General features: G+C 63.8%; 28 protein-coding genes. 22 read left to right on the top strand and 6 right to left on the bottom strand.

From position 1 onward, the window contains the following. Positions 1–2: 2 nt before the first annotated feature. From gspF to gspN, 8 genes are all read left to right on the top strand, one after another. Positions 3–1,205, top strand: coding sequence for a type II secretion system inner membrane protein GspF (gspF, locus tag SB765_RS13440; RefSeq protein ID WP_410931462.1), 1,203 nt, complete (start codon positions 3–5; stop codon positions 1,203–1,205). A gap of 17 nt (positions 1,206–1,222) precedes the next feature. Further along, positions 1,223–1,657, top strand: a complete 435-nt coding sequence (gspG, locus tag SB765_RS13435; protein WP_341797710.1) for a type II secretion system major pseudopilin GspG — start codon at positions 1,223–1,225, stop codon at positions 1,655–1,657. A gap of 2 nt (positions 1,658–1,659) precedes the next feature. Next, on the top strand, positions 1,660–2,097 hold the full coding sequence (gene gspH / locus SB765_RS13430) for a type II secretion system minor pseudopilin GspH (RefSeq protein ID WP_016501248.1): 438 nt from the start codon (positions 1,660–1,662) through the stop codon (positions 2,095–2,097). Continuing rightward, positions 2,094–2,462 (top strand): type II secretion system protein GspI, encoded by a 369-nt coding sequence (locus tag SB765_RS13425; RefSeq protein WP_341797712.1) that lies wholly within the window; start codon positions 2,094–2,096, stop codon positions 2,460–2,462. The genes gspH and SB765_RS13425 overlap by 4 nt, the downstream gene beginning before the upstream one ends. A 157-nt stretch (positions 2,463–2,619) precedes the next feature. Beyond that, complete coding sequence (locus tag SB765_RS13420; RefSeq protein WP_410931461.1) at positions 2,620–3,210, top strand: type II secretion system protein; 591 nt, start codon at positions 2,620–2,622, stop codon at positions 3,208–3,210. Then, positions 3,207–4,283, top strand: coding sequence for a type II secretion system protein GspL (gene gspL, locus SB765_RS13415; protein WP_410931460.1), 1,077 nt, complete (start codon positions 3,207–3,209; stop codon positions 4,281–4,283). The genes SB765_RS13420 and gspL overlap by 4 nt, the downstream gene beginning before the upstream one ends. Next, positions 4,280–4,666: a type II secretion system protein GspM gene (gene gspM / locus SB765_RS13410; RefSeq protein WP_410931459.1), complete on the top strand. Its 387-nt coding sequence runs from the start codon at positions 4,280–4,282 to the stop codon at positions 4,664–4,666. Before gspL ends, gspM begins: the two co-directional genes overlap by 4 nt. Continuing rightward, complete coding sequence (gene gspN, locus SB765_RS13405) at positions 4,663–5,322, top strand: type II secretion system protein N (RefSeq protein WP_410931458.1); 660 nt, start codon at positions 4,663–4,665, stop codon at positions 5,320–5,322. The genes gspM and gspN overlap by 4 nt, the downstream gene beginning before the upstream one ends. A gap of 158 nt (positions 5,323–5,480) precedes the next feature. Here the strand turns inward: gspN and SB765_RS13400 are convergent, their stop codons facing one another. After that, positions 5,481–6,035, bottom strand: a complete 555-nt coding sequence (locus tag SB765_RS13400) for a murein L,D-transpeptidase family protein (RefSeq protein WP_016501242.1) — start codon at positions 6,033–6,035, stop codon at positions 5,481–5,483. 25 nt (positions 6,036–6,060) lie between these two features. Beyond that, positions 6,061–6,618, bottom strand: a complete 558-nt coding sequence (locus tag SB765_RS13395) for an NUDIX hydrolase (protein WP_016501241.1) — start codon at positions 6,616–6,618, stop codon at positions 6,061–6,063. Between the two features lie 124 nt (positions 6,619–6,742). Here SB765_RS13395 and SB765_RS13390 point away from each other — a divergent pair, with 124 nt between their 5' ends. The 5 genes from SB765_RS13390 to purT all read left to right on the top strand — a co-directional run bounded on the left by SB765_RS13390 (position 6,743) and on the right by purT (position 9,888). Next, positions 6,743–7,342: a CoA pyrophosphatase gene (locus tag SB765_RS13390; RefSeq protein WP_341797716.1), complete on the top strand. Its 600-nt coding sequence runs from the start codon at positions 6,743–6,745 to the stop codon at positions 7,340–7,342. A 44-nt stretch (positions 7,343–7,386) separates the two neighbouring features. Next, positions 7,387–7,911 carry a gamma carbonic anhydrase family protein gene (locus SB765_RS13385; RefSeq protein ID WP_341797717.1) on the top strand — a complete coding sequence of 175 codons (525 nt, stop codon included), beginning with the start codon at positions 7,387–7,389 and terminating at the stop codon, positions 7,909–7,911. Next, a complete protein-coding gene (locus SB765_RS13380) occupies positions 7,901–8,098 on the top strand; it encodes a DUF1289 domain-containing protein (protein WP_341797718.1) in 198 nt (65 codons plus the stop codon). Before SB765_RS13385 ends, SB765_RS13380 begins: the two co-directional genes overlap by 11 nt. 64 nt (positions 8,099–8,162) lie before the next feature. Continuing rightward, a complete protein-coding gene (locus tag SB765_RS13375; protein WP_010952556.1) occupies positions 8,163–8,630 on the top strand; it encodes a VUT family protein in 468 nt (155 codons plus the stop codon). Positions 8,631–8,706: 76 nt separating this feature from the next. Then, positions 8,707–9,888 carry a formate-dependent phosphoribosylglycinamide formyltransferase gene (gene purT / locus SB765_RS13370; protein ID WP_016501237.1) on the top strand — a complete coding sequence of 394 codons (1,182 nt, stop codon included), beginning with the start codon at positions 8,707–8,709 and terminating at the stop codon, positions 9,886–9,888. Positions 9,889–10,012: 124 nt separating this feature from the next. On the opposite strand, the gene SB765_RS13365 is transcribed toward purT, so the two are convergent. The 3 genes from SB765_RS13365 to SB765_RS13355 form a co-directional block, all read right to left on the bottom strand. Next, entirely contained in the window at positions 10,013–11,311 is a 1,299-nt protein-coding gene (locus SB765_RS13365; RefSeq protein WP_016501236.1) for an MFS transporter, read from the bottom strand. A 274-nt stretch (positions 11,312–11,585) separates the two neighbouring features. Further along, positions 11,586–12,791 carry a transporter associated domain-containing protein gene (locus tag SB765_RS13360; RefSeq protein WP_410931457.1) on the bottom strand — a complete coding sequence of 402 codons (1,206 nt, stop codon included), beginning with the start codon at positions 12,789–12,791 and terminating at the stop codon, positions 11,586–11,588. A gap of 9 nt (positions 12,792–12,800) precedes the next feature. Then, positions 12,801–13,610, bottom strand: coding sequence for an inner membrane protein YpjD (locus tag SB765_RS13355; protein ID WP_016501234.1), 810 nt, complete (start codon positions 13,608–13,610; stop codon positions 12,801–12,803). Between the two features lie 313 nt (positions 13,611–13,923). Here SB765_RS13355 and ffh point away from each other — a divergent pair, with 313 nt between their 5' ends. The 6 genes from ffh to SB765_RS13325 all read left to right on the top strand — a co-directional run bounded on the left by ffh (position 13,924) and on the right by SB765_RS13325 (position 17,981). Beyond that, positions 13,924–15,300, top strand: a complete 1,377-nt coding sequence (gene ffh / locus SB765_RS13350; protein ID WP_016501233.1) for a signal recognition particle protein — start codon at positions 13,924–13,926, stop codon at positions 15,298–15,300. Positions 15,301–15,535: 235 nt separating this feature from the next. Next, positions 15,536–15,787 carry a 30S ribosomal protein S16 gene (gene rpsP, locus SB765_RS13345; RefSeq protein WP_016501232.1) on the top strand — a complete coding sequence of 84 codons (252 nt, stop codon included), beginning with the start codon at positions 15,536–15,538 and terminating at the stop codon, positions 15,785–15,787. 5 nt (positions 15,788–15,792) lie between these two features. After that, positions 15,793–16,329 (top strand): ribosome maturation factor RimM, encoded by a 537-nt coding sequence (gene rimM, locus SB765_RS13340; RefSeq protein WP_016501231.1) that lies wholly within the window; start codon positions 15,793–15,795, stop codon positions 16,327–16,329. A gap of 3 nt (positions 16,330–16,332) precedes the next feature. After that, positions 16,333–17,085: a tRNA (guanosine(37)-N1)-methyltransferase TrmD gene (gene trmD / locus SB765_RS13335; protein ID WP_049275611.1), complete on the top strand. Its 753-nt coding sequence runs from the start codon at positions 16,333–16,335 to the stop codon at positions 17,083–17,085. A 43-nt stretch (positions 17,086–17,128) separates the two neighbouring features. Then, a complete protein-coding gene (rplS, locus tag SB765_RS13330) occupies positions 17,129–17,479 on the top strand; it encodes a 50S ribosomal protein L19 (protein WP_003252148.1) in 351 nt (116 codons plus the stop codon). A gap of 94 nt (positions 17,480–17,573) precedes the next feature. Then, positions 17,574–17,981, top strand: coding sequence for an acyl-CoA thioesterase (locus tag SB765_RS13325; protein WP_016501229.1), 408 nt, complete (start codon positions 17,574–17,576; stop codon positions 17,979–17,981). A gap of 3 nt (positions 17,982–17,984) precedes the next feature. On the opposite strand, the gene SB765_RS13320 is transcribed toward SB765_RS13325, so the two are convergent. Further along, a complete protein-coding gene (locus SB765_RS13320) occupies positions 17,985–19,790 on the bottom strand; it encodes a cation:proton antiporter (RefSeq protein ID WP_410931456.1) in 1,806 nt (601 codons plus the stop codon). A 68-nt stretch (positions 19,791–19,858) separates the two neighbouring features. On the opposite strand from SB765_RS13320, the gene xerD reads away from it, so the two are divergent. The 3 genes from xerD (at position 19,859) to SB765_RS13305 (ending at position 23,040) form a co-directional block, all read left to right on the top strand. Then, entirely contained in the window at positions 19,859–20,755 is an 897-nt protein-coding gene (xerD, locus tag SB765_RS13315) for a site-specific tyrosine recombinase XerD (RefSeq protein WP_016501227.1), read from the top strand. 153 nt (positions 20,756–20,908) lie between these two features. Beyond that, entirely contained in the window at positions 20,909–21,652 is a 744-nt protein-coding gene (locus SB765_RS13310) for a thioredoxin fold domain-containing protein (protein ID WP_016501226.1), read from the top strand. Between the two features lie 83 nt (positions 21,653–21,735). Continuing rightward, positions 21,736–23,040, top strand: coding sequence for a homoserine dehydrogenase (locus SB765_RS13305; protein ID WP_016501225.1), 1,305 nt, complete (start codon positions 21,736–21,738; stop codon positions 23,038–23,040). Positions 23,041–23,066: the final 26 nt, after the last annotated feature.

The raw sequence follows: 23,066 nt of genomic DNA, 5'->3' as shown, positions 1-23,066 counted from the left end.
CCATGCCGACCTATCGCTACGTGGCCGTCGACCTCGCCGGCAAGACCCGCAAGGCCAGCGTGCAGGCTGACAGTGAACGCCATGCGCGCCAGTTGCTGCGCGATCAGGGGCTGTTTGCCCGCCAGTTGCAGCGCCAGGACATCGGTAATCGGCAACCCCGACGCCAGCGTTTGAGCCGTGCCCAGCTGTGTGAACTGACCCGTCAGCTGGCCACATTGACCGGTGCCGGCATCCCCTTGGTCGATGCCTTGGGCACCCTTGAGCGTCAGTTGCGTCAACCTGCCCTGCACAGTGTGCTGGTGGCCCTGCGCGGCTCCCTTGCCGAAGGCCTGGGCCTGGCCCGCAGCCTGGCGCGCCAGGGGGCGCCATTCACTGGCTTGTACTGCGCGCTGGTCGAGGCCGGCGAACGTTCCGGGCGCCTGGCACAGGTGTTGACCCGGCTGGCCGATCACCTGGAGCAGGTGCAACGGCAACAACACAAGGCGCGTACTGCGCTGATCTACCCCACCGTGTTGATGGGCGTATCGCTTGCCGTGGTCATCGGCCTGATGACCTTTGTCGTGCCCAAGCTCACCGAACAGTTTGCCCACGCCGGGCAAAGCCTGCCGCTGATCACCGCGTTGCTGATCGGCCTGAGCCAGGGGCTGGTGCAGGCCGGGCCCTGGTTGCTGGGCCTGGCGCTATTGATGGGCGTGCTCGGCACCTTGCTGTTGCGCAAGCCGCACTGGTGCCTGCGCCGCGACCAGATGCTGCTGCGCCTGCCTCGTATCGGCAGCCTGTTGCAGGTGCTGGAAAGCGCACGCCTGGCACGCAGCCTGGCGATTCTCAGCGGCAGTGGCGTAGCCCTGCTCGAAGCTTTGCAAGTAGCTACCGAAACGGTCGGCAACCGGCGCATCCGCCTGGCCATGGAGCAGGTGCGCCAGCAAGTGCAGGGTGGCACCAGCCTGCACCGTGCGCTGGATGCCAGCCAGCAATTCCCGCCGCTGCTGGTGAACATGGTCGGCAGCGGCGAGGCCAGCGGCACCCTGGCCGACATGCTCGAGCGCGTGGCCGACGACCAAGAGCGCGGCTTTGCCCGCCAGGTGGATACCGCCATGGCGCTGTTCGAACCCCTGATGATCCTGGTGATGGGCGCCGTGGTGCTGTTCATCGTGCTGGCGGTGCTGCTGCCGATCATGCAACTCAACCAGGGCCTGCAACTGTGAATACAAGGAGTACTGCCATGCAGCATCGACGTAACCGCCAGCGCGGTTTCACCCTCATGGAAATCATGGTGGTGATCTTCATCATCGGCCTGCTGATCGCCGTGGTCGCGCCCAGCGTGCTGGGCAACCAGGACAAGGCCATGAAGCAGAAGGTGATGGCCGACCTGGCCACCCTGGAGCAGGCGCTGGACATGTACCGCCTGGACAACCTGCGCTTTCCCAGCACTGAACAGGGCCTGGCCGCGCTGGTGAAAAAGCCGAGCCAGGAACCGCAGCCGCGGGCCTGGCGCAGTGACGGCTATGTGCGCCGCCTGCCGGAAGACCCATGGGGCACCCCGTACCAGTACCGCATGCCCGGTGAGCATGGCCGGGTGGATGTGTATTCGCTGGGTGCCGATGGCCAGCCGGGCGGTGAAGGCCAGGATGCCGACCTGGGTAACTGGGCGCTGTAAGGGTGAGCCGTCAGCGGGGCTTCAGCCTGATCGAGCTGCTGGTGGTGCTGGCCATCGCCGGCCTGATGACGGGGCTGGCGGTGGCCGGCCTCGGCAGCGGTCAAGCGCCTGTCGATCAGGCCCTGCAACGCCTTGCCAGCGAAACCCGGGCCCAGGCGGCGCTGGCAAGGCATGCGGGGCAACTGCGTGGGCTGCGCTGGAATGGGCAGCGCCCGGAGTTCGTGCGGCGTGAGGGCAATGCCTGGGTGGTCGAGGCGGCCGGGCTTGGCGACTGGCCCAAGGGCCTGCACCCGGACTGGCCCGCCAGCCCGCAGCCCCACTTGCTGTTCACCCCGCACGGCTGGGCACAGCCGGGCAGCGTGCGCTGGCGCTGGGCCGATGGCAGCCAGCAATGGGCGTGGGGCCGCGATGGCCGCTTGCAGGTGGCGGTTGCGCCATGAAGCAACGTCAGCGTGGCTTCACCTTGCTGGAGGTCACTGTGGCCTTGGCGATTGCCGCCGTGCTGGCGGTGATCACCAGCCAGGTCCTGCGTCAGCGCCTGGCCGTACAAGATAACCTGCAACAACACCGCCTTGGCCTGTTGTGTGCCCGTGAACTGCAAACACGTTTCGCCGTTGAGCAATTCTGGCCTTCTGCCAATCAAGTGAAGGGTGAACTGAGCCAGGGTGGCCTGCCGTGTCATTGGCAACTGCAACTGCGCCGCACCGGCGTGCGTGACCTGCGCCGTGGCGAACTGCAACTGTACGCCGACCGCGACCAGCGCCTGCCGCTGGGCCAGTACACCGTGTTTCTGGAACGCCCATGAAAAGCTCCCCACCACTCCGCGGACCCGGTAGGAGCAGCCTTGTGCTGCGAAGAGGCCAGTGTGGCCACAGCAAATCTGCCAGTCATTCCGGCCTCTTCGCAGCACAAGGCTGCTCCTGCAAAGGTTCTGTGCAGGCATTGAACCCGAGCATCAATACATGAAGCGCCGCCAGGCAGGCCTGACCCTGATCGAACTGATGGTGGCCCTGGCCCTGACAGTCCTGCTCGGCATCATGCTCGCTGCGTTGGTCAATGGCTGGATGAAAGTGCGCGAACGCCTGCAAGTGACCACCCAGGAAACCTCGGTGCTGGATTTCTGCCTGGCCCTTGAGCGGCGTTTCGACAGCCCGGTGCTGCGCCGCGTCTACGACCAGCGCCTGCCCCTGGCCAGCCGCTGGCTGGACTGGCAACCGGCAAGCAACCAATTACAGTGGGTCGCCACCACCGGCCTGCCGGAAGCCGAAGGTGGCTCGCGGCTGCAACGCCAGCGGCTGCGCTTCGAGGCCCGTGAGCAGCGCCTGCTGCTGGAAAGCTCGGTCGACCTGTACGCCGCCGCCACGCCGCGCTGGGTCCAGCGTGAGCGGCTCGTCCGGGTTGGCGCCATGAACGTCCTTTATTACCAGGGCGGCCAGTGGCTGGCCTGGCCTTCTGACCAACCTGCGCACCCCGGCCGTGGTGTGCGTCTGGAACTGCAGCGTGATGGAGCACCCTATGTCTGCACCTTCGCCCTCCCGTGGGGGCGCTCATGAAATTTGAATGGCGACAGCGCGCACCTGCTCAACCGTGGTTGTTGCTGCGCCCGGGTGTTGTCTGGCACTGGGCGCTGGCCGAGGGCGGCATCGTGCAAAGCCAGGGGCAGGGTGAGCCACCGGCAAACCTGCAAGCCCGGGTTGCCCTTGTTCTGCCTACCGAGGCCTGCAGCGTCTTCCACGTGCCTGCCCCACCCGGGCTCAAGCGTGAGGAGTGGCCGTTGTTGCTCGAAGACCGCTTGCTGCAACCGCCGGACGAGGTGACCTGCGCCTGCCTGGCCCGCCAGCCCGGCCACCTTCGCTTGCTGGTGGTGGCGCGTCAGCAACTGGACGACTGGCGCGGACAGTGTGGCGTATGGGGCTTGCAGGTAGAACGTTGCTGGGCGGAGTTGCAGTTGCTGCCCAGGCCTGAGGCAGGCAGTGCCTGGCATTGGCAGCGAACGCCCGGCGTGTCCTTGTACAAAGGGCTGGCCGAGGACGAGCAGGAGCATTGGCTGGCATGGCCGCAAGCACTGGGTGAAGCGCCGCGGCAACCCTGGGCACACATGCAAAGCGTGCCACTGAGTGGCGACTGGCCAAGCACGCTGGCACCGCTTGACGCGATGCCCGGCCTGTTCGAGCGCGCTCGCAAGGTACCTTCGTTGCCCATCGTTTCACGCCCGCAGCAACGCCTGTTGGCCGCCTGCCTGGTACTGGCGGCAGTCTGGGGTGGGCTGTGGTTGAACCAGCAGTGGCGTCAGGCACAACTCTGGCGCGCCCAGGTGTTTGCCGTGACGGGTAAGCAGGCCAGCCCACGGCACGTCGCGCAGGCGCTCAAACGCCTGCGGGAAAGCGAGCTTCAACAGCAAGTACGCACCCGCCAGCTCGAAGACCTGCAGGCAGCCTTGCAGGCCTGGCTGCAGGATCACCCTGGCTGGCGCTTGCAAGCGGTGCGCTTCGATGGCCAGCGCTGGCACCTGCGGTTAGAGGGCGACGGCGCCGCGCCACCCTGGCAGGACATGGCCAACGCCGCCGGTGCTGCCGTACAGATACAAGGTGGCGAAGTGGTCTTTGACCTGGGAGTAGCAACATGAGCCGGGACTGGATACAGCGTCATCGGCTGAAGGTCGCCTGGCTGCTGATCGCCGTGTTGCTGACCTTTCTGGCCCTGCGCGAGGGCCTCGCGCAATGGCGCGAGCTCAGCCAGTGGCAGGGGCTGGCAGAACAAGCCGCAAGCCTGCATGGCGGCCAGGGCTTGAGCCTGGAGCGTCTGAAGCAGTCGGCTGAAGCGCGACGGGTCGTACTGGCCGAGGTCGATGCGCAAGGCAAGACCTGGCAACTGCGTGGCCAGGTGGCCGATGAGCGGGTGCTGCAGGGCTGGTTGCAATCCCTGCATGAAGAGGGCGCAACGCCGCTGCAATGGGGGCTGGAACAGGATGGCAAGGCGTTGCGCTTCGACGTGGTGGTGCAGCCATGAGCCGTAAAGGTGTGGCGTGGGTCCTGCTGGTTTTCGGCCTGACCGTGCTTGTTGAGCTGCCCGCCGCCTGGGTCGCTCGCGGGGCTGGGCTGCCAGTGCGTGAGGCCAGCGGCAGCCTGTGGCAGGGACAGGCACAACAGTTGGGGCCAGTGGGGCCCCTGCGCTGGTCGGTGCAGCCTTGGCGCTTGCAGGCGACTGCGCAGTTGGGGTTCCAGGGGCAGGCCTGGCAGTTACGCGCCGAAGGCTGGCCGTGGCGCTGGCGGCTGGAGGCAACGGCGATGGGCGCCCAGGCGACGGTGGCCACGGATTATCGCCTGGCCGGGCTGTGGCAGGGCACACTCCGTATGCAAGGGGCAGGGCGGCAATGCCTGGGCAGCGAAGGCCGTTTCACGGTGAGCGACCTGGCGCTGAGCGAACCGTGGTCACTGGGCCTGGGGCAGGGCTGGCTGGAAATGGACTGCCGCAGTGGCTGGCGCCTGCGGGGGCAACTGGCGCAGCAGGGGCAACATGAGCTGTTCGTGGATGCTGACCTGCCAGGGCGGCGGGCCCAGGTGGTGGTCGAGCTGCAACCGGAGGCGGCGTTGGTGCCCTTATTACGAGGTGCGCGGTGGCTGGGGCCGCAGGCGTTGGCAGGGCAACGCGACCTGCGCTGGTAAGCTGTGGGAGCAACTGTCTTTCACCATCACTCCGGCGGCCGCCTCACCTTGTAGGAGCAGCCTTGTGCTGCGAAGAGGCCGGTAAGGCTAAAGATTATCTTTGGCTGCAATGGCCTCTTCGCAGCACAAGGCTGCTCCTACATGAGACCGTGTTTTCTTCAGGGCCGAATCTCGATCAGCGTGCCATCGCGCACCAGTTCCCAGACTTCCTGCATGTCACGGTTACGCATGGCAATGCAGCCATCGGTCCAGTCCAGGGTGTGGAAATACCACTCCGGGTACTCGTCGTTGATCGGCGTGCCGTGAATCATGATCATGCTGCCGGCACTCACCCCTTCGCGGGTGGCGCGGGCGGCATCGCTCACGTTCGGATAGTTGATGTGCATGGCCAGGTTGAAGCGGTCGCTCTGCTTGCGCCAGTCCAGCCAGTACAGGCCTTCGGGGGTTTTCTTGTCGCCTTCGCGTTCCTTGGCGCCCTTTGGTTGCTTGCCCAGGGAAATACGGTAGGTTTTCAGCGGCTCGCCGCGGCTGATCAGTTGCAGGCGACGCTCGGACTTGATCACCAGCACCTTGTCGATCAGCGGTTGCATCGCCTGCTGTGAAGGCGATGGCGTTTGCGCTGCCGGCACGGGCTTGCGAATGATGGTCTCGGTGAAAGCCGCTTGGGACACCGAGGTAACGCAAAGGCAGAAAAGGGCAAGCAACCAGCGCATGTAACGGTATCCCTGAAGGCTTCTTCTAAGTAGAGGTCGAGGTCGAGACGTTCATCGGCGGCAGGTACTCATGGCCTATGGGGTAGTGCTGCCCGATGCGGTCGCGATAGTAGCATTCTAGTGTGCGTGTGACGGTGCGGAAAGCCAGCTCGCCCCACGGTATCTCATGTTGCTCGAACAACCGCACTTCCAGGCTTTCGACACCCACATCAAACGCCAGGTCTGCCAGCTCTGCGCGGAAGAACACATGCACCTGGTCGATGTGCGGCAAATCGAACAGCTGGTACAGGCTCATCGGCCCGACTCGGGCGCAGGCTTCCTCGACGGTTTCGCGACGGGCGGCCTGGTCGAGGGTTTCGCCGTTCTCCATGAAGCCGGCGGGCAGGGTCCAGAAGCCGCGGCGTGGTTCGATGGCACGCCGGCACAGCAGCACCTGGCTGCCCCAGGTCGGTAGCACGCCGGCGACGATGTTGGGGTTCTGGTAATGGATGGTCTGGCAAGACTCGCAGACATACCGCAGGCGGCTATCGCCTTCGGGAATCCGCTGAGTGACCGGCTGGCCGCACGCGCTGCAGAATTTCATGTGGGGTTCCCTTTTGTTCAAGGCTATCTTGGCGCGCCGGCAGGGCCGCCGCAAGCGCGGGGGCTTGGGTGCTTCGCGGCTTTGGTGCATCATGCAAGGCAGGCCTTGGATACGAGCGTGCGCAATGCTGGACGAGCTACTTCGCCGAATGAGCAATCACCAACCCGCATCACTGGAAACCGACCGGCGGTTCCCCGAAGCGGCGGTCCTTTTGCCCATCACCCGCAGCGAAGCGCCCGAACTGGTCCTGACCCTGCGCGCCCAGGGCCTGTCCACCCATGGTGGCGAAGTGGCCTTTCCCGGTGGCCGACGCGACCCGGAAGACCCGGACCTGGTGTTTACCGCCCTGCGTGAAGCCGAAGAAGAAATCGGCCTGCCCCCTGGGCTGGTGGAAGTGATAGGCCCGCTGAGCCCGCTGATTTCGCTGCATGGCCTTAAAGTGACGCCATTCGTCGGGCTTATTCCCGACTTCGTCGAATACCGCGCCAACGATGCCGAAATCGCGGCAGTATTCACCGTGCCGCTGGAATTCTTCCGCCAGGACCCGCGTGATCATACCCACCGTATCGATTATCAGGGGCGCAGCTGGTACGTGCCCAGCTACCGCTATGGCGAATACAAGATCTGGGGGTTGTCGGCGATCATGATCGTCGAACTGGTCAACGTGCTGTTCGATGCCGGCATCAGCCTGCACCAGCCCCCTGAGCGTTATATCGAAAACTGAGCGGGGCCTGCCCCGCCGTCTGCGTTCCAGCCTGAGGAGCATGCATGAAATACCGCCTGGGCGACCTGCGGGTCGAAAGCCACCCCACCAGTTGGGCCGCACCCAACGCCACGCTGATCGGCAACGTGCGCCTGCAGGCCAATGCCAGTGTGTGGTTTGGCGCGGTGCTGCGCGGGGATAACGAGCTGATCGATATCGGCGAAGGCAGCAACGTGCAGGATGGCACGGTGATGCACACCGACATGGGCTCGCCGCTGACCCTGGGCAAGGGCGTCACCGTTGGTCACAACGCCATGCTGCATGGCTGCACGGTAGGCGACTACAGCCTGGTCGGTATCAATGCCGTGATCCTCAATGGCGCGCGCATTGGCAAGCACTGCATCATCGGCGCCAATGCACTGATCGCCGAGGGCAAGGAAATCCCCGACGGTTCGCTGGTGGTCGGCTCGCCCGGCAAGGTCGTACGTGAATTGACCGAGCAGCAGAAGCGCATGCTTGAAGCCAGTGCCGCGCATTACGTGCAAAATGCCCAGCGTTATGCGCAGGAGCTGGTGGTTGATGATGAGTAAGGTGGTAGAGCGGCCGGTGGCTTCGCCGTGCGTAAGCATTTGCGCGCTGGACGAGCAGGATATCTGCACGGGCTGCCAGCGTACCGTGGCGGAGATTGGCCGCTGGGGGCGGATGGACAACGATGAGCGCCGGGCGGTGCTGAAGCTGTGCCATGAACGGGCAGTAGAGGCCGGCCTCATCCTGTAGGAGCGGCGTTGCCTGTCGAGGGCGCCAGCGGTAATCTGTACGGCTTGCCCATAGACTACCCGCCATGTTCTATCTGATTGCCTACATCAGCAGCGTAGTGCTGATCAACTACGCCTTTTCCAGCGCGCCGCACCTGGACATCATCTGGTCCGCCTGGGGCGGCCTGGTGTTCATCCTGCGCGACATGGTGCAGACCCGCTTCGGCCATGGTGCGCTGGTTGCCATGCTGGTGGCCCTGGTGCTGTCCTATGTCACCTCGGAACCGGCCATCGCCCTGGCCAGCGCCACCGCGTTCTTCATTTCCGAGCTGATCGACTGGCTGGTGTTCAGCATCACCCGCCGGCCGTTGCGCGACCGCCTGTGGCTGAGCTCGGCGCTGAGCATCCCGGTGGATACCTTCATCTTTTTCGGCATGATCGGCGCCCTGACCCCGGCAGTGATCGGCACCGCCATGGCGTCGAAGTTCGCCGGTGTCACTGCCGTGTGGCTGGCCATGGCATTTCGCGCCCGACGGGCTGCCGTCGCCGGTTGATGGTGTAGAATAGCGGTCCTTTTTCAGCGGGCGGCGCATAGCCTGGCGCGGCCCCGGACGCCTTCGAGGACCTGAAATGACCCGTATCGGAACCCCCTTGTCGCCCACCGCGACCCGTGTACTGCTGTGCGGCTGTGGCGAGTTGGGCAAGGAAGTGGTGATCGAGCTGCAGCGCCTGGGCGTCGAAGTGATCGCCGTCGACCGCTACGCCAATGCCCCGGCCATGCAAGTGGCGCACCGCAGCCACGTGGTCAACATGCTCGATGGCGTTGCCCTGCGCGCGGTGATCGAGGCCGAGAAGCCGCATTATATCGTCCCGGAAATCGAAGCCATCGCCACCGCCACCCTGGTCGAGCTGGAAAACGAAGGTTTCAACGTGGTGCCGACAGCCCGCGCCACGCAGCTGACCATGAACCGTGAAGGCATCCGCCGTCTGGCCGCCGAAGAGCTGGACCTGCCAACCTCGCCGTATCACTTCGCCGACACCTATGAAGACTACGCCAAGGCCGTGGCCGATGTCGGTTACCCATGCGTGGTCAAGCCGGTGATGAGTTCGTCTGGCAAAGGCCAGAGCCTGCTGCGCAGCGACGCCGACCTGCAGAAGTCGTGGGACTACGCCCAGGAAGGCGGCCGCGCCGGCAAGGGTCGGGTGATCGTCGAGGGCTTTATCGACTTTGAATACGAAATCACCCTGCTGACCGTGCGCCACGTCGGCGGTACCACCTTCCTGGAGCCGGTTGGCCACCGCCAGGAAAAGGGCGACTATCAGGAGTCGTGGCAGCCGCAGGCCATGAGCCCGAAAGCGCTGGCCGAGTCGCAGCGCGTGGCCAAGGCTGTTACCGATGCCCTGGGCGGTCGTGGCCTGTTCGGCGTGGAACTGTTCGTAAAGGGCGACCAGGTGTGGTTCAGCGAAGTGTCGCCGCGCCCGCATGACACCGGCCTGGTCACCCTGATTTCCCAGGACCTGTCGCAGTTCGCCCTGCATGCCCGTGCCATTCTCGGCCTGCCGATTCCGGTGGTGCGCCAGTTTGGCCCGTCGGCCTCGGCGGTGATCCTGCCAGAAGGGCAGTCGCAGCAGACCAGCTTCGCCAACCTGGGCGCAGCGCTGAGCGAACCGGATACCGCCATTCGCCTGTTCGGCAAGCCGGAAATCAACGGCACCCGCCGCATGGGCGTGTGCCTGGCGCGTGATGAGTCGGTCGAGTTGGCGCGGGCCAAGGCGACCCGCGCTTCGCAGGCGGTAAAGGTCGAGTTCTGATTCGAAACCGCAGGGGGCCGCGTTGCGGCCCATTCGCAGCACAAGGCTGCTCCTACAACGGCAACGCACGTCCCTGTAGGAGCAGCCTTGTGCTGCGAATGGGGCGCAACGCGGCCCCCATTGCTTACAGCTCGGTATTACGGGTCTCTTTCAGGCACAGCACCGCAATCAGGCTGATCACCGCCGCAGCCGACACATAGCCCCCCACCCAGCTCAACCCGCCCATGCTCACCAGCTTCTGGGCAAAGAACGGTGCCGCCGAGGCCCCGACGATCCCGCCCAGGTTATACGCCGCCGAAGCCCCGGTATAACGCACGTGAGTCGGGAACAGCTCGGGCAGCAGTGCCCCCATCGGCGCAAAGGTCACGCCCATCAGGAACAGCTCGATGGCCAGGAACAGCGCTACACCCGTCGTCGATCCCGAAGTCAGCAGTGGCTCCATGGCAAAGCCCGAAGCTACGGCCAGCAGGCCGCCGACGATCAGCACCGGCTTGCGCCCGTAACGGTCGCTGAGCCAGGCCGACAGCGGCGTGGCCAGGGCCATGAACACCACCGCGAAGCACAGCAGGCCCAGGAACGTCTCGCGGCTGTAGCCCAACGTGGTCACGCCGTAGCTCAGCGAGAACACCGTGGAGATATAGAACAGCGCGTAGCACACCACCATCGCCGCAGCGCCCAGCAGGGTGGGCAGCCAGTAGCTGGAAAACAGCTCGACCACTGGCATTTTCACGCGCTCGTGGCGGGCGACAGCCTTGGCGAAGACCGGGCTTTCTTCAAGTTTCAGGCGCACATACAGGCCCACCAGCACCAGCGCCGCACTGAGCAGGAACGGAATACGCCAGCCCCATTCACGGAACTGCTCGTCGCTGAGGGTCAGGGCCAGGGTCAGGAACAGGCCGTTGGCGGCCAAAAAGCCGATCGAAGGGCCCAACTGGGGGAACATGCCGAACCAGGCGCGCTTGCCTTCGGGGGCGTTCTCGGTGGCCAGCAGCGCCGCGCCACCCCATTCACCGCCCAAGCCCAGGCCTTGGCCAAAGCGCAGCAGGCACAGGATGATCGGCGCCCACACGCCAATGCTGTCATAGCCCGGCAATACGCCGATGGCGGTGGTGGAGACACCCATTAGCAGCAGCGAGGCAACCAAGGTCGATTTGCGGCCGATACGGTCGCCAAAGTGGCCGAACAACGCCGAACCCAGCGGGCGAGCGAGGAAGGCGATGCCGAAGGTGAGGAAGGCTGCCAGCATTTGCGCGGTGCCCGACCCGGATGGGAAGAATACCGGGCCGATCACCAGGGCAGCAGCAGTGGCGTACACGTAGAAGTCGTAGAACTCGATGGCGGTGCCGATGAAGCTGGCAGTGGCTACCCGCGCGGGCGAGTTGACCGGCGCGGCAGGCGCTTCGGCGTAGGTGCTGCTTGTCATTAAGTAGGTCCCTAACAGTCTGGTCCGGCTCCATGGGCATGGCCCGCGCGGTGTGCTGAGCGAAAGGGCAGGCACGGTTGCGCGGACGCCGGAGCGTTTTGTTGTTGTGTGCGCCCGACTGACGATAGCCCAGGGGGGATAGGGGCGGGGCGGGCACTGTTCGGGGTGTTGAAGCAGGACCGCGGGGCGTGTCAGTGGAGCGGACTGGCCGTGGAACGCCGGGTGCGGGTAGCAGGCGTGACGGCGGGGCTGGGTAAGCGTGACCCGAGTATAGCTATCGGGTCACGGTCCACACCAGTACCTTACTGGCACAATTGTCCTCTGTTTCGAGGATTTCCAGGCGATAGCGGCCGATCTTCAGGCAAACGGCACTTTCCGGGATGCTTTCCAGTGCTTCGGTAACCAGCCCGTTGAGGGTTTTCGGCCCGCCGTCGCAGGGCAGGTGCCAGCCCAGGGTGCGGTTGATTTCGCGCAGCGAGGCGTTGCCGTCGATGACGAAGGTGCCATCGGGCTGCGGGTGTACGTGGGGGTTTTCCAGGCTCTGTTCGTCCTCGAACTCGCCAACGATCTCTTCGAGGATGTCTTCCAGGGTGACGATGCCCTGCACCTCGCCGTACTCGTCCACTACCACACCCAGCCGGCGCTGCTGCTTGTGGAAGTTCAGCAGCTGCATTTGCAGGGGCGTGCTTTCTGGCACGAAATAGGGTTCATAGCAGGCACCGTGCAGTGCCTCCAGGGTCAGGTCGCCCTTGGGCAGCAGGTGGCTGATCAGCTTGGTGTTGAGGATTGCTTCTACCTGATTGATGTCGTTGTGGTAGACCGGCAGGCGGGTGTGGCGGCTGACGATCAACTGCTCGATGATGCGCTCGATCGGCTCGTCGAGGTTGATGCCGTCCACTTCGTTGCGCGGTACCAGGATGTCGTTGACGGTGATTTTGTCCAGCGACTGCAGGCCGTCGAGCAGGCCATGGCGAGGTGGTTCGTGCTCCTCGTCTTCGTCGAAATCATCGGCTTCCTGCGGGTGCAGGGCCACGGCCGTAGGCTGCACGCGGAACGGGCGCAGGAGCAGCTTGGCGAAACCGTCCAGCAGGCAGGCCAGCGGCTGCAGGAGGGCGAGGGGCACTTTAAGCAGGCTGCTACCGAGGCTGACGCAGGCCTGCGGGTTACGCCGGGCCAGGCGCCGCGGCACGTACTCGGCAAACACCAGCAATGTGAGGGTGGCGGCCAGCCCTGCCAGCCAGAAGCCGTGCTCGCCGCTATGGCGCTGGCCTATCAGGCAGGCGAGGCCCAGCACCAGCAGCTTGCCCAAACTGGCGCACAGCACCAGTGCCTGGGCCGGGAGCAAGGGCTGGCCGTCATCAAGGGTGCGCAGCGAGCCATTGAGCAGCAGGCGGGCGGCATCCACCGTGGTGAACAGCGCCGACCACAGCAGCGCCAGTGCCAGGGTGCCGAGTAGCGGTGCGTACGGCAGTGTGTCCATGAGCGGCCGTCAGATATGCAGGATGAATTCGCGAACCAGCTTGCTGCCGAAATAGGCCAGCATCAGCAGGCAGAAACCGGCCAGCGTCCAGCGGATGGCCTTGTGACCACGCCAGCCCAGGCGGGTGCGGCCCCACAGCAGTACGCTGAAAACCACCCAGGCGACACAGGCCAGCAAGGTCTTGTGTACCAGGTGCTGGGCAAACAGGTTGTCGAGGAACAGCCAGCCGGAGATCAGCGACAGCGACAGCAGGCACCAGCCGGCCCAGAGGAAGCCGAACAGCAGGCTTTCCATGGTTTGCAGGGGCGGGAAGTTGCGAATCAGCCCGGAGGGGTGCTTGTTCTTCAGCTGGCGGTCCTGCAGCAGCAGCAGCAGCGACTGGAACACCGCGATGGTGAACAGCCCGTACGCCAGGATCGACAGCAGGATATGCGCGAGGATGCCCGGCTCTTCGTTGATCAGCGGCACGGTGCCAGGCGGCGCGAACTGCGCCAGCAGCGCCGTCACCGCGCCCAGCGGGAACAGCAACACCAGCAGGTTTTCGACCGGTATGCGCAGGCAGGCCAGCAGGGTCAGGCCGATGACGGCCACGGCGATCAGGCTGGCGGCGCTGAAGAAATCCAGGCTCAGGCCCAGCGGGGTGATCAGCTGGAAGTACAGCGCACCGGCCTGGGCGAGCACCGCGAAGGTACCCAGCAGGGCGAGCAGGCGCTTGTCGGACTTGCGGCCCTGGGCCAGGTGCGAGCCCTGGTAGATGGCCGCCGCTATATATAGGCCGGCAGCGATCAGGTTGGGGATGAGGCTGGGAGAGGAGACCATAAGTCCTGGTTGGCGAGCCTTAAAGAGACGGAGTTTGGCATAGATTCCGCTGATCAAGGAAGACTGAAGGCTTGCGTCAGGGCATTCGCGGGCTCGCCCGCTCCCACAGGTAAGGCGCAGGTCCGCAACAGGGTTGAAATCCTCTGGGAGCGGGCGTGCCCGCGAAGGGGGCAGTGCAGCCACCGAATATCTCCCAAGGTGTGCGCCGCCGCCGCACTTCGCTATAATCGCCGCCTTGCTGTGCCCGGCGGGTGTGTATTTCCCCCAGGGTGCCTGACAAACCTCGGCTTTTACTGGGCCTGAAAGGATCACCATGTTCGAAAACCTGACCGACCGCCTGTCACAGACGCTGCGCCATGTCACCGGCAAGGCCAAGCTGACCGAAGACAACATCAAGGACACGCTGCGCGAAGTGCGCATGGCCCTGCTCGAGGCCGACGTTGCCCTGCCGGTGGTCAAGGATTTCGTCAATAGCGTCAAGGAACGTGCGGTCGGCACCGAAGTGTCGCGCAGCCTGACCCCGGGCCAGGCGTTCGTGAAGATCGTCCAGGCCGAGCTGGAAAGCCTGATGGGCGCGGCCAACGAAGACCTCGCGCTCAATGCCGCACCGCCTGCCGTGGTACTGATGGCCGGCCTGCAGGGCGCGGGTAAGACCACCACCGCCGGCAAGCTGGCGCGCTTCCTTAAAGAGCGCAAGAAAAAGACCGTGATGGTGGTATCCGCTGACGTCTACCGCCCGGCGGCGATCAAGCAGCTGGAAACCCTGGCCAACGACATCGGCGTCACCTTCTTCCCGTCCGACATCAGCCAGAAGCCTGTGGCCATTGCCGAAGCGGCCATCCGCGAAGCCAAGCTGAAGTTCATCGATGTGGTCATCGTCGACACCGCCGGCCGTCTGCACATCGACGCCGACATGATGGACGAGATCAAGGCGCTGCACGCTGCGGTCAAGCCGATCGAGACCCTGTTCGTGGTCGACGCCATGACCGGCCAGGACGCCGCCAACACTGCCAAGGCCTTTGGCGAGGCCCTGCCGCTGACCGGCGTGGTGCTCACCAAGGTTGACGGTGACGCCCGTGGCGGTGCTGCACTGTCGGTGCGTGCCATCACTGGCAAGCCGATCAAGTTCATCGGTATGGGTGAGAAGACCGAGGCCCTCGAGCCGTTCCACCCCGACCGCGTCGCTTCGCGCATCCTCGGCATGGGCGACGTGCTCAGCCTGATCGAGCAGGCTGAGCAGACCATCGACAAGGCCAAGGCCGACAAACTGGCCAAGAAGCTCAAGAAGGGCAAGGGCTTCGACCTCGAAGACTTCCGCGACCAGCTGCAGCAGATGAAGAACATGGGCGGCCTGGGCGGCCTGATGGACAAGCTGCCGAGCATCGGCGGGGTCAACCTGTCGCAGATGGGCAATGCCCAGGGCGCGGCCGAGAAGCAGTTCAAGCAGATGGAAGCGATCATCAACTCAATGACCCCGGCCGAGCGCCGCGACCCTGACCTGATCAGCGGTTCGCGCAAGCGCCGTATCGCCCTTGGCTCCGGCACCCAGGTGCAGGACATCGGCCGGCTGATCAAGCAGCACAAGCAAATGCAGAAGATGATGAAGAAATTTTCTGCCAAAGGCGGCATGGCCAAGATGATGCGCGGCCTTGGCGGCATGATGCCCGGCGGCGGCATGCCCAAGCTGTAAACAGATTCAGGCCAGTGGCGGCAACCCCGCCACTGACCGGAACCCGCTTCGGCGGGAACACCGCCGCCCCTATGATGAGGCGGCTTAATAGCAGATCAGCAGGCTGGCCGTTTTATTTGAAGTAAAAAGGCATTTGCAAATGTCCGTATATTCCTTGAGAATGTGCGGCCTTTCGGGCACCCGTGTGCCCGCTGTGCATCATGATTTGCAGCACCGACTACAGGAACGATGTTCAATGCTTACCATTCGTCTTGCCCGTGGCGGCTCCAAAAAGCGCCCGTTTTACCAACTGACCGTAACCGACTCGCGTAACCCGCGTGACGGCTCCCACATCGAACAGGTTGGCTTCTTCAACCCGATCGCTCGTGGTCAGGAAGTTCGTCTGTCCGTTAAACAAGACCGCGTTGCTCACTGGCTGAGCATCGGCGCACAGCCGTCTGAGCGTGTTGCTCAGCTGCTGAAGGAAGCGGCCAAGGCTGCTGCCTGAACCGTATGAACGCGACGCCAGAAAAGGCTGACGACCTCATCGTCGTTGGCAAGATTTTTTCGGTTCACGGCGTTCGCGGCGAGGTGAAGGTGTATTCCTTTACCGATCCGATTGAAAACCTGTTGGATTACCGTAACTGGACGCTTCGGCGCGAAGGGTCGGTCAAGCAGGTCGAGCTGGTCAGTGGCCGTTCCAATAAAAAGGAGCTGGTCGCCAAGCTCAAAGGGCTCGACGATCGTGACGAAGCGCGTCTTCTGAGCGGTTACGAGATTTGCATCTCGCGCAGCCTTTTGCCCAACCTGACGGACGACGAGTACTACTGGTACCAGTTGGTCGGTCTGAAAGTCATCAACCAGGACGAACAGCTGTTCGGCACGGTTGATCACCTGTTGGAGACCGGCGCGAACGATGTAATGGTGGTCAAGCCTTGCGCAGGCAGCCTGGATGACCGTGAGCGCTTGTTGCCCTATACGGCGCAATGTGTGCTGGCAGTCGACCTTGAAGCCGGTGTGATGCGGGTCGAATGGGACGCGGATTTCTAACTGATGGGTAACCTTCGCGTAGAAGTCATCACGTTGTTCCCCGAGATGTTCTCGGCCATTACGGAGTACGGCATTACCAGCCGCGCGGTGAAGCAGGGCTTGTTGCAAGTCACTTGCTGGAATCCGCGGGACTACACCAGTGATCGCCACCACACGGTGGATGATCGGCCTTTTGGCGGTGGTCCGGGGATGGTGATGAAGATCAAGCCTCTGGAAGATGCGCTGGCCAGTGCCAGGCAAGCGACCGGAGCAACGGCAAAGGTAATCTATCTTTCGCCACAAGGCCGCAAGCTGGATCAGCAAGCGGTCAAAGGCTTGGCCGAACAGGAATCTTTGATCCTGATCGCCGGCCGTTATGAAGGCATTGACGAGCGTTTTATTGATGCTTATGTCGATGAAGAGTGGTCGATTGGCGACTATGTGCTTTCCGGTGGTGAGCTACCGGCCATGGTACTGATCGATGCGGTTACGCGGCTGCTGCCCGGAGCTTTAGGGCATGTAGGCTCGGCGGAGGAAGATTCCTTCACCGATGGCTTGCTGGATTGCCCGCACTACACCCGACCTGAGGTGTATGCGGATCAGCGTGTTCCCGACGTGTTGCTAAGTGGCAACCATGCACATATCCGGCGATGGCGGATGAAGCAGTCCCTTGGTAGGACCTTCGAACGACGCGCCGATCTTCTGGAAAGTCGCTCACTTTCTGGAGAAGAGAAAAAGCTGCTCGAGGAATACCTCCGCGAGCGGAACGATAGTTAACGTATCGATGGTGGATCACGTTTGTCCACCTTAGGAGCACAGCATGACTAACAAAATCATCCAGCAGCTCGAAGCAGAGCAGATGAGCAAGGAAATCCCGACCTTCGCACCAGGCGACACCGTTGTCGTTCAGGTTAAAGTGAAGGAAGGTGAGCGTTCCCGTCTGCAGGCGTTCGAAGGCGTTGTTATCGCCAAGCGTAACCGTGGTCTGAACAGCGCCTTCACCGTGCGCAAGATCTCGAGCGGCGTTGGTGTTGAGCGTACCTTCCAGACCTACAGCCCGCAAATCGACAGCCTGGCCGTGAAACGTCGTGGTGACGTGCGTAAAGCCAAGCTGTACTACCTGCGCGACCTGTCCGGCAAAGCCGCTCGCATCAAGGAAAAACTGTCCTGAGGACAGTTTGCCCGGTGGCCAAGGCCGCCTAGCGAGAAAAAAGCAGCCTTCGGGCTGCTTTTTTGCGTTTTGAACCCCCGAAGATGTGATTGCCATGACTACCCGAGACCAGGAAATCCAGCGCCGCACCGAGTTGTCGGTGACCCGCGTGACCAAGGCGGTGTTCCCCAACACCACCAACCACCACAACACCCTGTTTGGCGGCACCGCCCTGGCCTGGATGGACGAAGTGTCGTTCATTGCCGCCACGCGCTTCTGTCGCCTGCCGCTGGTGACCGTGTCCACTGACCGCATCGACTTCAAGCACCCGATCCCGGCGGGCTCGATCGTCGAATTGGTGGGCTCGGTGATCAAGGTCGGCAATACCAGCCTGCAGGTGCAGGTGGACGTGTTTGTCGAGAACATGTACCTGGACGGCCGCGAGCGGGCGATTCACGGTGTCTTCAGCTTCGTCGCCATTGATGAAGACAAACGCCCGGTGCCGGTGCTGCCAGGCGCCTGAGTATCATGCTTGCGGCGCTGGTTCGATCAGTGCCACCAAGGTCCACCCCGGTTGCGGCTGCAACGGGTTGTCGGGGCTGGCTACATGCACCCAGCCATGCCCGTCGCGAGCAAACAGCAAGTGCGCACGCTCGCCGTGCAGGGCCTGGTAGGCGTCCCAATCAAAGCCTTCGGTCAGGTTGGTGCTGTACAGCTCGGCGCCCTGATGCAAGCGGTTGGCCAGTTGCAGATACGTCATCGAGCTGGCCCCCAGCAAGTGCCCGCGGTGCTCCTCGGCCGCCCGATGCTTGTCGCTGCGTTGTTTCTCCAGGCCGCTTGCCAGCACGAACAGCCGGCCGTGGCCGAAATCATGGCGGAACCTGGCGCAGGCCAGGGCATTGATTTCGCCGGCGGGGGAGAGGCCAAGCAAGTGCCCGAGCCCGACCAGGTCCAGGTGGGCGTCGGCATGCTGCGAGGCGGGGTTGCCAAAATAAGTCGGTAGCCCGTCCATGCGCGCGGCGCGAATGTTTTCCCAGCTGGAATCCGTCAGTAAAACCCGGCAGCCCAATTGTTGCAGGGCTTTGGCGATGGCCCGGGCCGGCCCGTTGGCACCGACGATGAGAAACCCGCTGGGTGCCGGTTCGGCGACCTTCAGCAGGCGCGCCAGCGGCCTGGCCGTGGCGCTTTGCAGTACCACCGTGCCGATGATCACTGCGAAGGTGAGCGGTACCAGCAGCAAGGCGTCCTCGTGGCCGGCCTGGTGCAGGCGGATGGCGAAAATCGCCGAAACGGCCGCGGCAACGATACCGCGTGGCGCGATCCACGCCAGCAGCGTGCGCTCCCGCCAGCTGAGTGCCGAGCCTAGTGTGGCCAGCCATACGTTGAGCGGGCGTGCCAGCAACTGGATCACCAGCAGCAATGCCAATACTGCCGGGCCGAGCCCCAGCAGGGCATGCAGGTCAAGGCGCGCAGCTAGCAGGATGAACAGACCGGAAATCAGCAGCACGCTGAGGTTTTCCTTGAAGTGCAGGATTTGCCGCACATCGACCCCGCGCATGTTGGCCAGCCACATCCCCATCACGGTCACCGCCAGCAACCCGGACTCGTGCATTATCTGGTTGGCGGCGATGAAAATACCCAGCACAGCCGCCAGCGAGGCCAGGTTGTGCAGATACTCCGGTAGCCACTGCTCGCGCATGATCTGCCCCAGCAGCCACCCACCGGCCGCGCCCAGGGCAGTGCCGCAAAAAATCACCCCGGCAAAGGTGGTCAGGCTGTGGCTCAGGCCGTTGCCGTCGGCGCTGGCGATGATGAAGCTGTACACCACCACGGCGAGCAGCGCGCCGATCGGGTCGATCATGATCCCTTCCCAGCGCAGGATATTGGCGATGGTCGACTTTGGCCGCACCACACGCAACATGGGCACGATTACCGTGGGGCCGGTCACCAGGGTCAAGGTGCCGAACAGGATAGACAGCGGCCAGTCGAACCCGAGCAACCAGTGGGTCGCCAGGGCGATCACCAGCCAGGTGACCAATGCGCCCACGGTGACCAGGCGATGCACCACGCTGCCGATCTCGCGCCACTGCGACAGGTGCAGGGTCAGGCTGCCTTCGAACAGGATCAGCGCTACGGCCAGCGACACCAGCGGCATCAGCAACGGGCCGAACAGCGCCTCGGGGTCGAGCCAGCCCAGTGCCGGCCCCGCGATGATCCCGGCCAGCAGCAGAAACAGAATCGCTGGTAGTTTCAGGCGCCAGGCCAGCCATTGGCAGGCAAGCGCAGCGGCACCGATACCACCGACGCTGAGAAGAATCTGCTGTTCGTTCATACGGGCTCCCTATGCCTGCAGTGTTATGAAAGACTAAGCGCCAATTCGCCGTTTGCCACCGAGTCTTCATGCCCGCCCTCGACCACCCCCTGATCGACCAGTTTCTCGACGCCCTGTGGCTTGAAAAAGGCCTGTCCGACAACACCCGCGTGTCCTACCGCAGCGATCTGGCATTGTTCAACGGCTGGTTGCAGGAACATTCGGTTTCCCTGCCCGACGCTGGCCGTGACCTGATCCTCGACCACCTGGCCTGGCGCCTCGATCAGGGCTACAAGCCACGCTCCACGGCGCGCTTCCTGTCCGGCCTGCGCGGTTTCTTCCGCTATCTGCTGCGGGAAAAGCTGGTGGCGGTAGACCCGACCCTGCAGGTCGACATGCCGCAACTGGGCAAGCCGCTGCCCAAGTCGTTGTCCGAAGCCGACGTTGAAGCCTTGCTGCAGGCCCCGGACCTGGGCGAAGCCATCGGCCAGCGCGACCGCGCCATGCTCGAAGTGCTCTATGCGTGCGGCCTGCGCGTCACCGAGCTGGTCAGCCTGACCCTCGACCAGGTCAACCTGCGCCAGGGTGTGCTGCGGGTGATGGGCAAGGGCAGCAAGGAGCGCCTGGTGCCCATGGGCGAGGAGGCAGTGGTGTGGCTGGAACGCTACCAGCGCAATGGCCGTGCCGAGTTGCTCAATGGCCGCCCCAGCGATGTGCTGTTCCCCAGCCAGCGCGGCGAGCAGATGACCCGCCAGACCTTCTGGCACCGCATCAAGCACCATGCCCGGGTGGCAGGTATCGACAAATCGCTGTCGCCGCACACGCTGCGCCACGCGTTCGCCACCCACCTGCTCAACCATGGCGCCGACCTGCGCGTGGTGCAGATGCTGCTTGGTCACAGCGACCTTTCGACCACCCAGATTTACACCCACGTTGCCAAGGCCCGCCTGCAGCAGTTGCACGCGCAGCACCACCCGCGTGGATGAATGTTTTTCATGTTCCGCCGACTGGTCCTTGCAAGGCCCTTCACCGGTGGTGTGATGTGGTAGGCTTGGGCGGTTTGCACCAAGGGCCGCACGGCCACCGCGTCTTTTCCGCAGGTGGCGCCCTCCGGTCCCTGTCCGCCTTCAGGAGTTCCCATGCGCGTGACCCAGTTTTTCGCCGCCGCCGCGTTGGCGCTGGCCAGTACCTTCGCTGTTGCCGCGGCAACCGATAGCAACGCCGTCGCCGAGCAGGCCATCCGCAAATCGCTGCAGAACCTCGAGCTGGAAGTGCCCGTCGAAAGCGTGGCCAGCAGCCCGCTGAACGGCCTGTATGAAGTCAAGCTGCAGGGCGGCCGCGTGCTGTACGCCAGCGCCGACGGCCAGTTCGTGATGCAGGGCTACCTGTTCCAGATCCAGGACGGCAAGCCGGTCAACCTCACCGAGAAAACCGAGCGTATGGGCGTCGCCAAGCTCATCAACGGCATTCCAGCGGCCGAGATGGTGGTTTATCCTGCCAAGGGCGAGACCAAGTCGCACATCACCGTGTTCACCGACACCACCTGCCCGTATTGCCACAAGCTGCACGCCGAAGTGCCCGAGCTGAACCGTCGCGGTATCGAAGTGCGCTATGTCGCCTTCCCGCGCCAGGGGCTGGGCTCGCCGGGTGACCAGCAGTTGCAGGCTGTGTGGTGCTCCAGCGATCGCCGTGGGGCGATGGACAAGATGGTCGAAGGTGAAGAGATCAAGGCCGCCAAGTGCGCCAACCCGGTCGGCAAGCAGTTCCAGTTGGGGCAGTCGATCGGTGTCAATGGCACGCCGGCCATCGTCCTTGAAAGCGGCCAGGTCATTCCGGGCTACCAGCCGGCACCGCAAGTCGCCAAGCTGGCACTTGCCAAGTAATCCAATTCAGTACGCCGTCGTCATGGGGTGACGGCATGTTTCACGGTCGGCGAAGGTGTCGGCCGTTCAATGGGGAGTTCACAGTGAAACCGGTCAAAGTAGGCATCTGTGGGTTGGGGACCGTCGGTGGCGGAACCTTCAATGTACTTCAGCGCAACGCCGAGGAGATTGCCCGCCGTGCCGGGCGCGGTATTGAAGTGGCACAGATCGCCATGCGCTCGCAGAACCCGAACTGCCAGATTACCGGTACCCCCATTACCGCTGACGTGTTCGAAGTTGCGAGCAACCCGGAGATCGATATTGTCATCGAGCTGATCGGTGGCTACACCATCGCCCGCGACCTGGTGCTCAAGGCCATCGAAAACGGCAAGCACGTGGTCACCGCCAACAAGGCGCTGATTGCCGTGCACGGTAACGAAATCTTTGCCAAGGCCCGCGAGAAGGGCGTGATCGTCGCCTTCGAAGCGGCCGTGGCGGGCGGCATCCCGGTGATCAAGGCCATCCGCGAAGGCCTGTCGGCCAACCGCATCAACTGGCTGGCCGGCATCATCAACGGCACCGGCAACTTCATCCTCACCGAAATGCGTGAGAAGGGCCGTGCCTTCCCGGACGTGCTGGCCGAAGCCCAGGCGCTGGGTTACGCCGAAGCCGACCCGACCTTCGACGTCGAGGGCATCGACGCCGCGCACAAGCTGACCATCCTGGCGTCGATCGCTTTTGGCATTCCGCTGCAGTTCGACAAGGCCTACACCGAAGGCATTACCCAGCTGACCACTGCTGACGTGAACTATGCCGAGGCCCTGGGCTACCGCATCAAGCACCTGGGCGTGGCGCGTCGCACCGCCGAAGGCATCGAGCTGCGTGTGCACCCGACGCTGATCCCGGCCGACCGCCTCATCGCCAACGTCAACGGCGTGATGAACGCTGTCATGGTCAACGGTGACGCCGCCGGTTCCACCCTGTACTACGGTGCGGGCGCCGGCATGGAGCCTACTGCTTCGTCGGTGGTTGGCGACCTGGTCGACGTGGTCCGTGCCATGACCTCCGACCCGGAAAACCGCGTACCGCACCTGGCCTTCCAGCCAGACTCGCTGTCGGCCCACCCGATCCTGCCGATCGAAGCCTGCGAAAGCGCCTACTACCTGCGCATCCAGGCCAAGGATCACCCGGGCGTACTGGCCCAGGTGGCCAGCATCCTGTCGGAGCGTGGCATCAACATCGAGTCGATCATGCAGAAGGAAGCCGAGGAACAGGACGGCCTGGTGCCGATGATCCTCCTGACCCATGGTGTGGTCGAACAGAGCATCAACGACGCCATCGTCGCCCTGGAAGCCCTGCAGGACGTGATCGGCAAGGTCGTGCGTATCCGCGTCGAACAGCTCAACTGACAAAATTATTGCCGTCGGGCCGCCAG

Origin of the sequence: Pseudomonas sp. SIMBA_067, from assembly GCF_046534675.1 — a bacterium.
GTDB lineage: Bacteria > Pseudomonadota > Gammaproteobacteria > Pseudomonadales > Pseudomonadaceae > Aquipseudomonas > Aquipseudomonas putida.
This window is presented reverse-complemented; position numbering and strand designations above follow the sequence as displayed.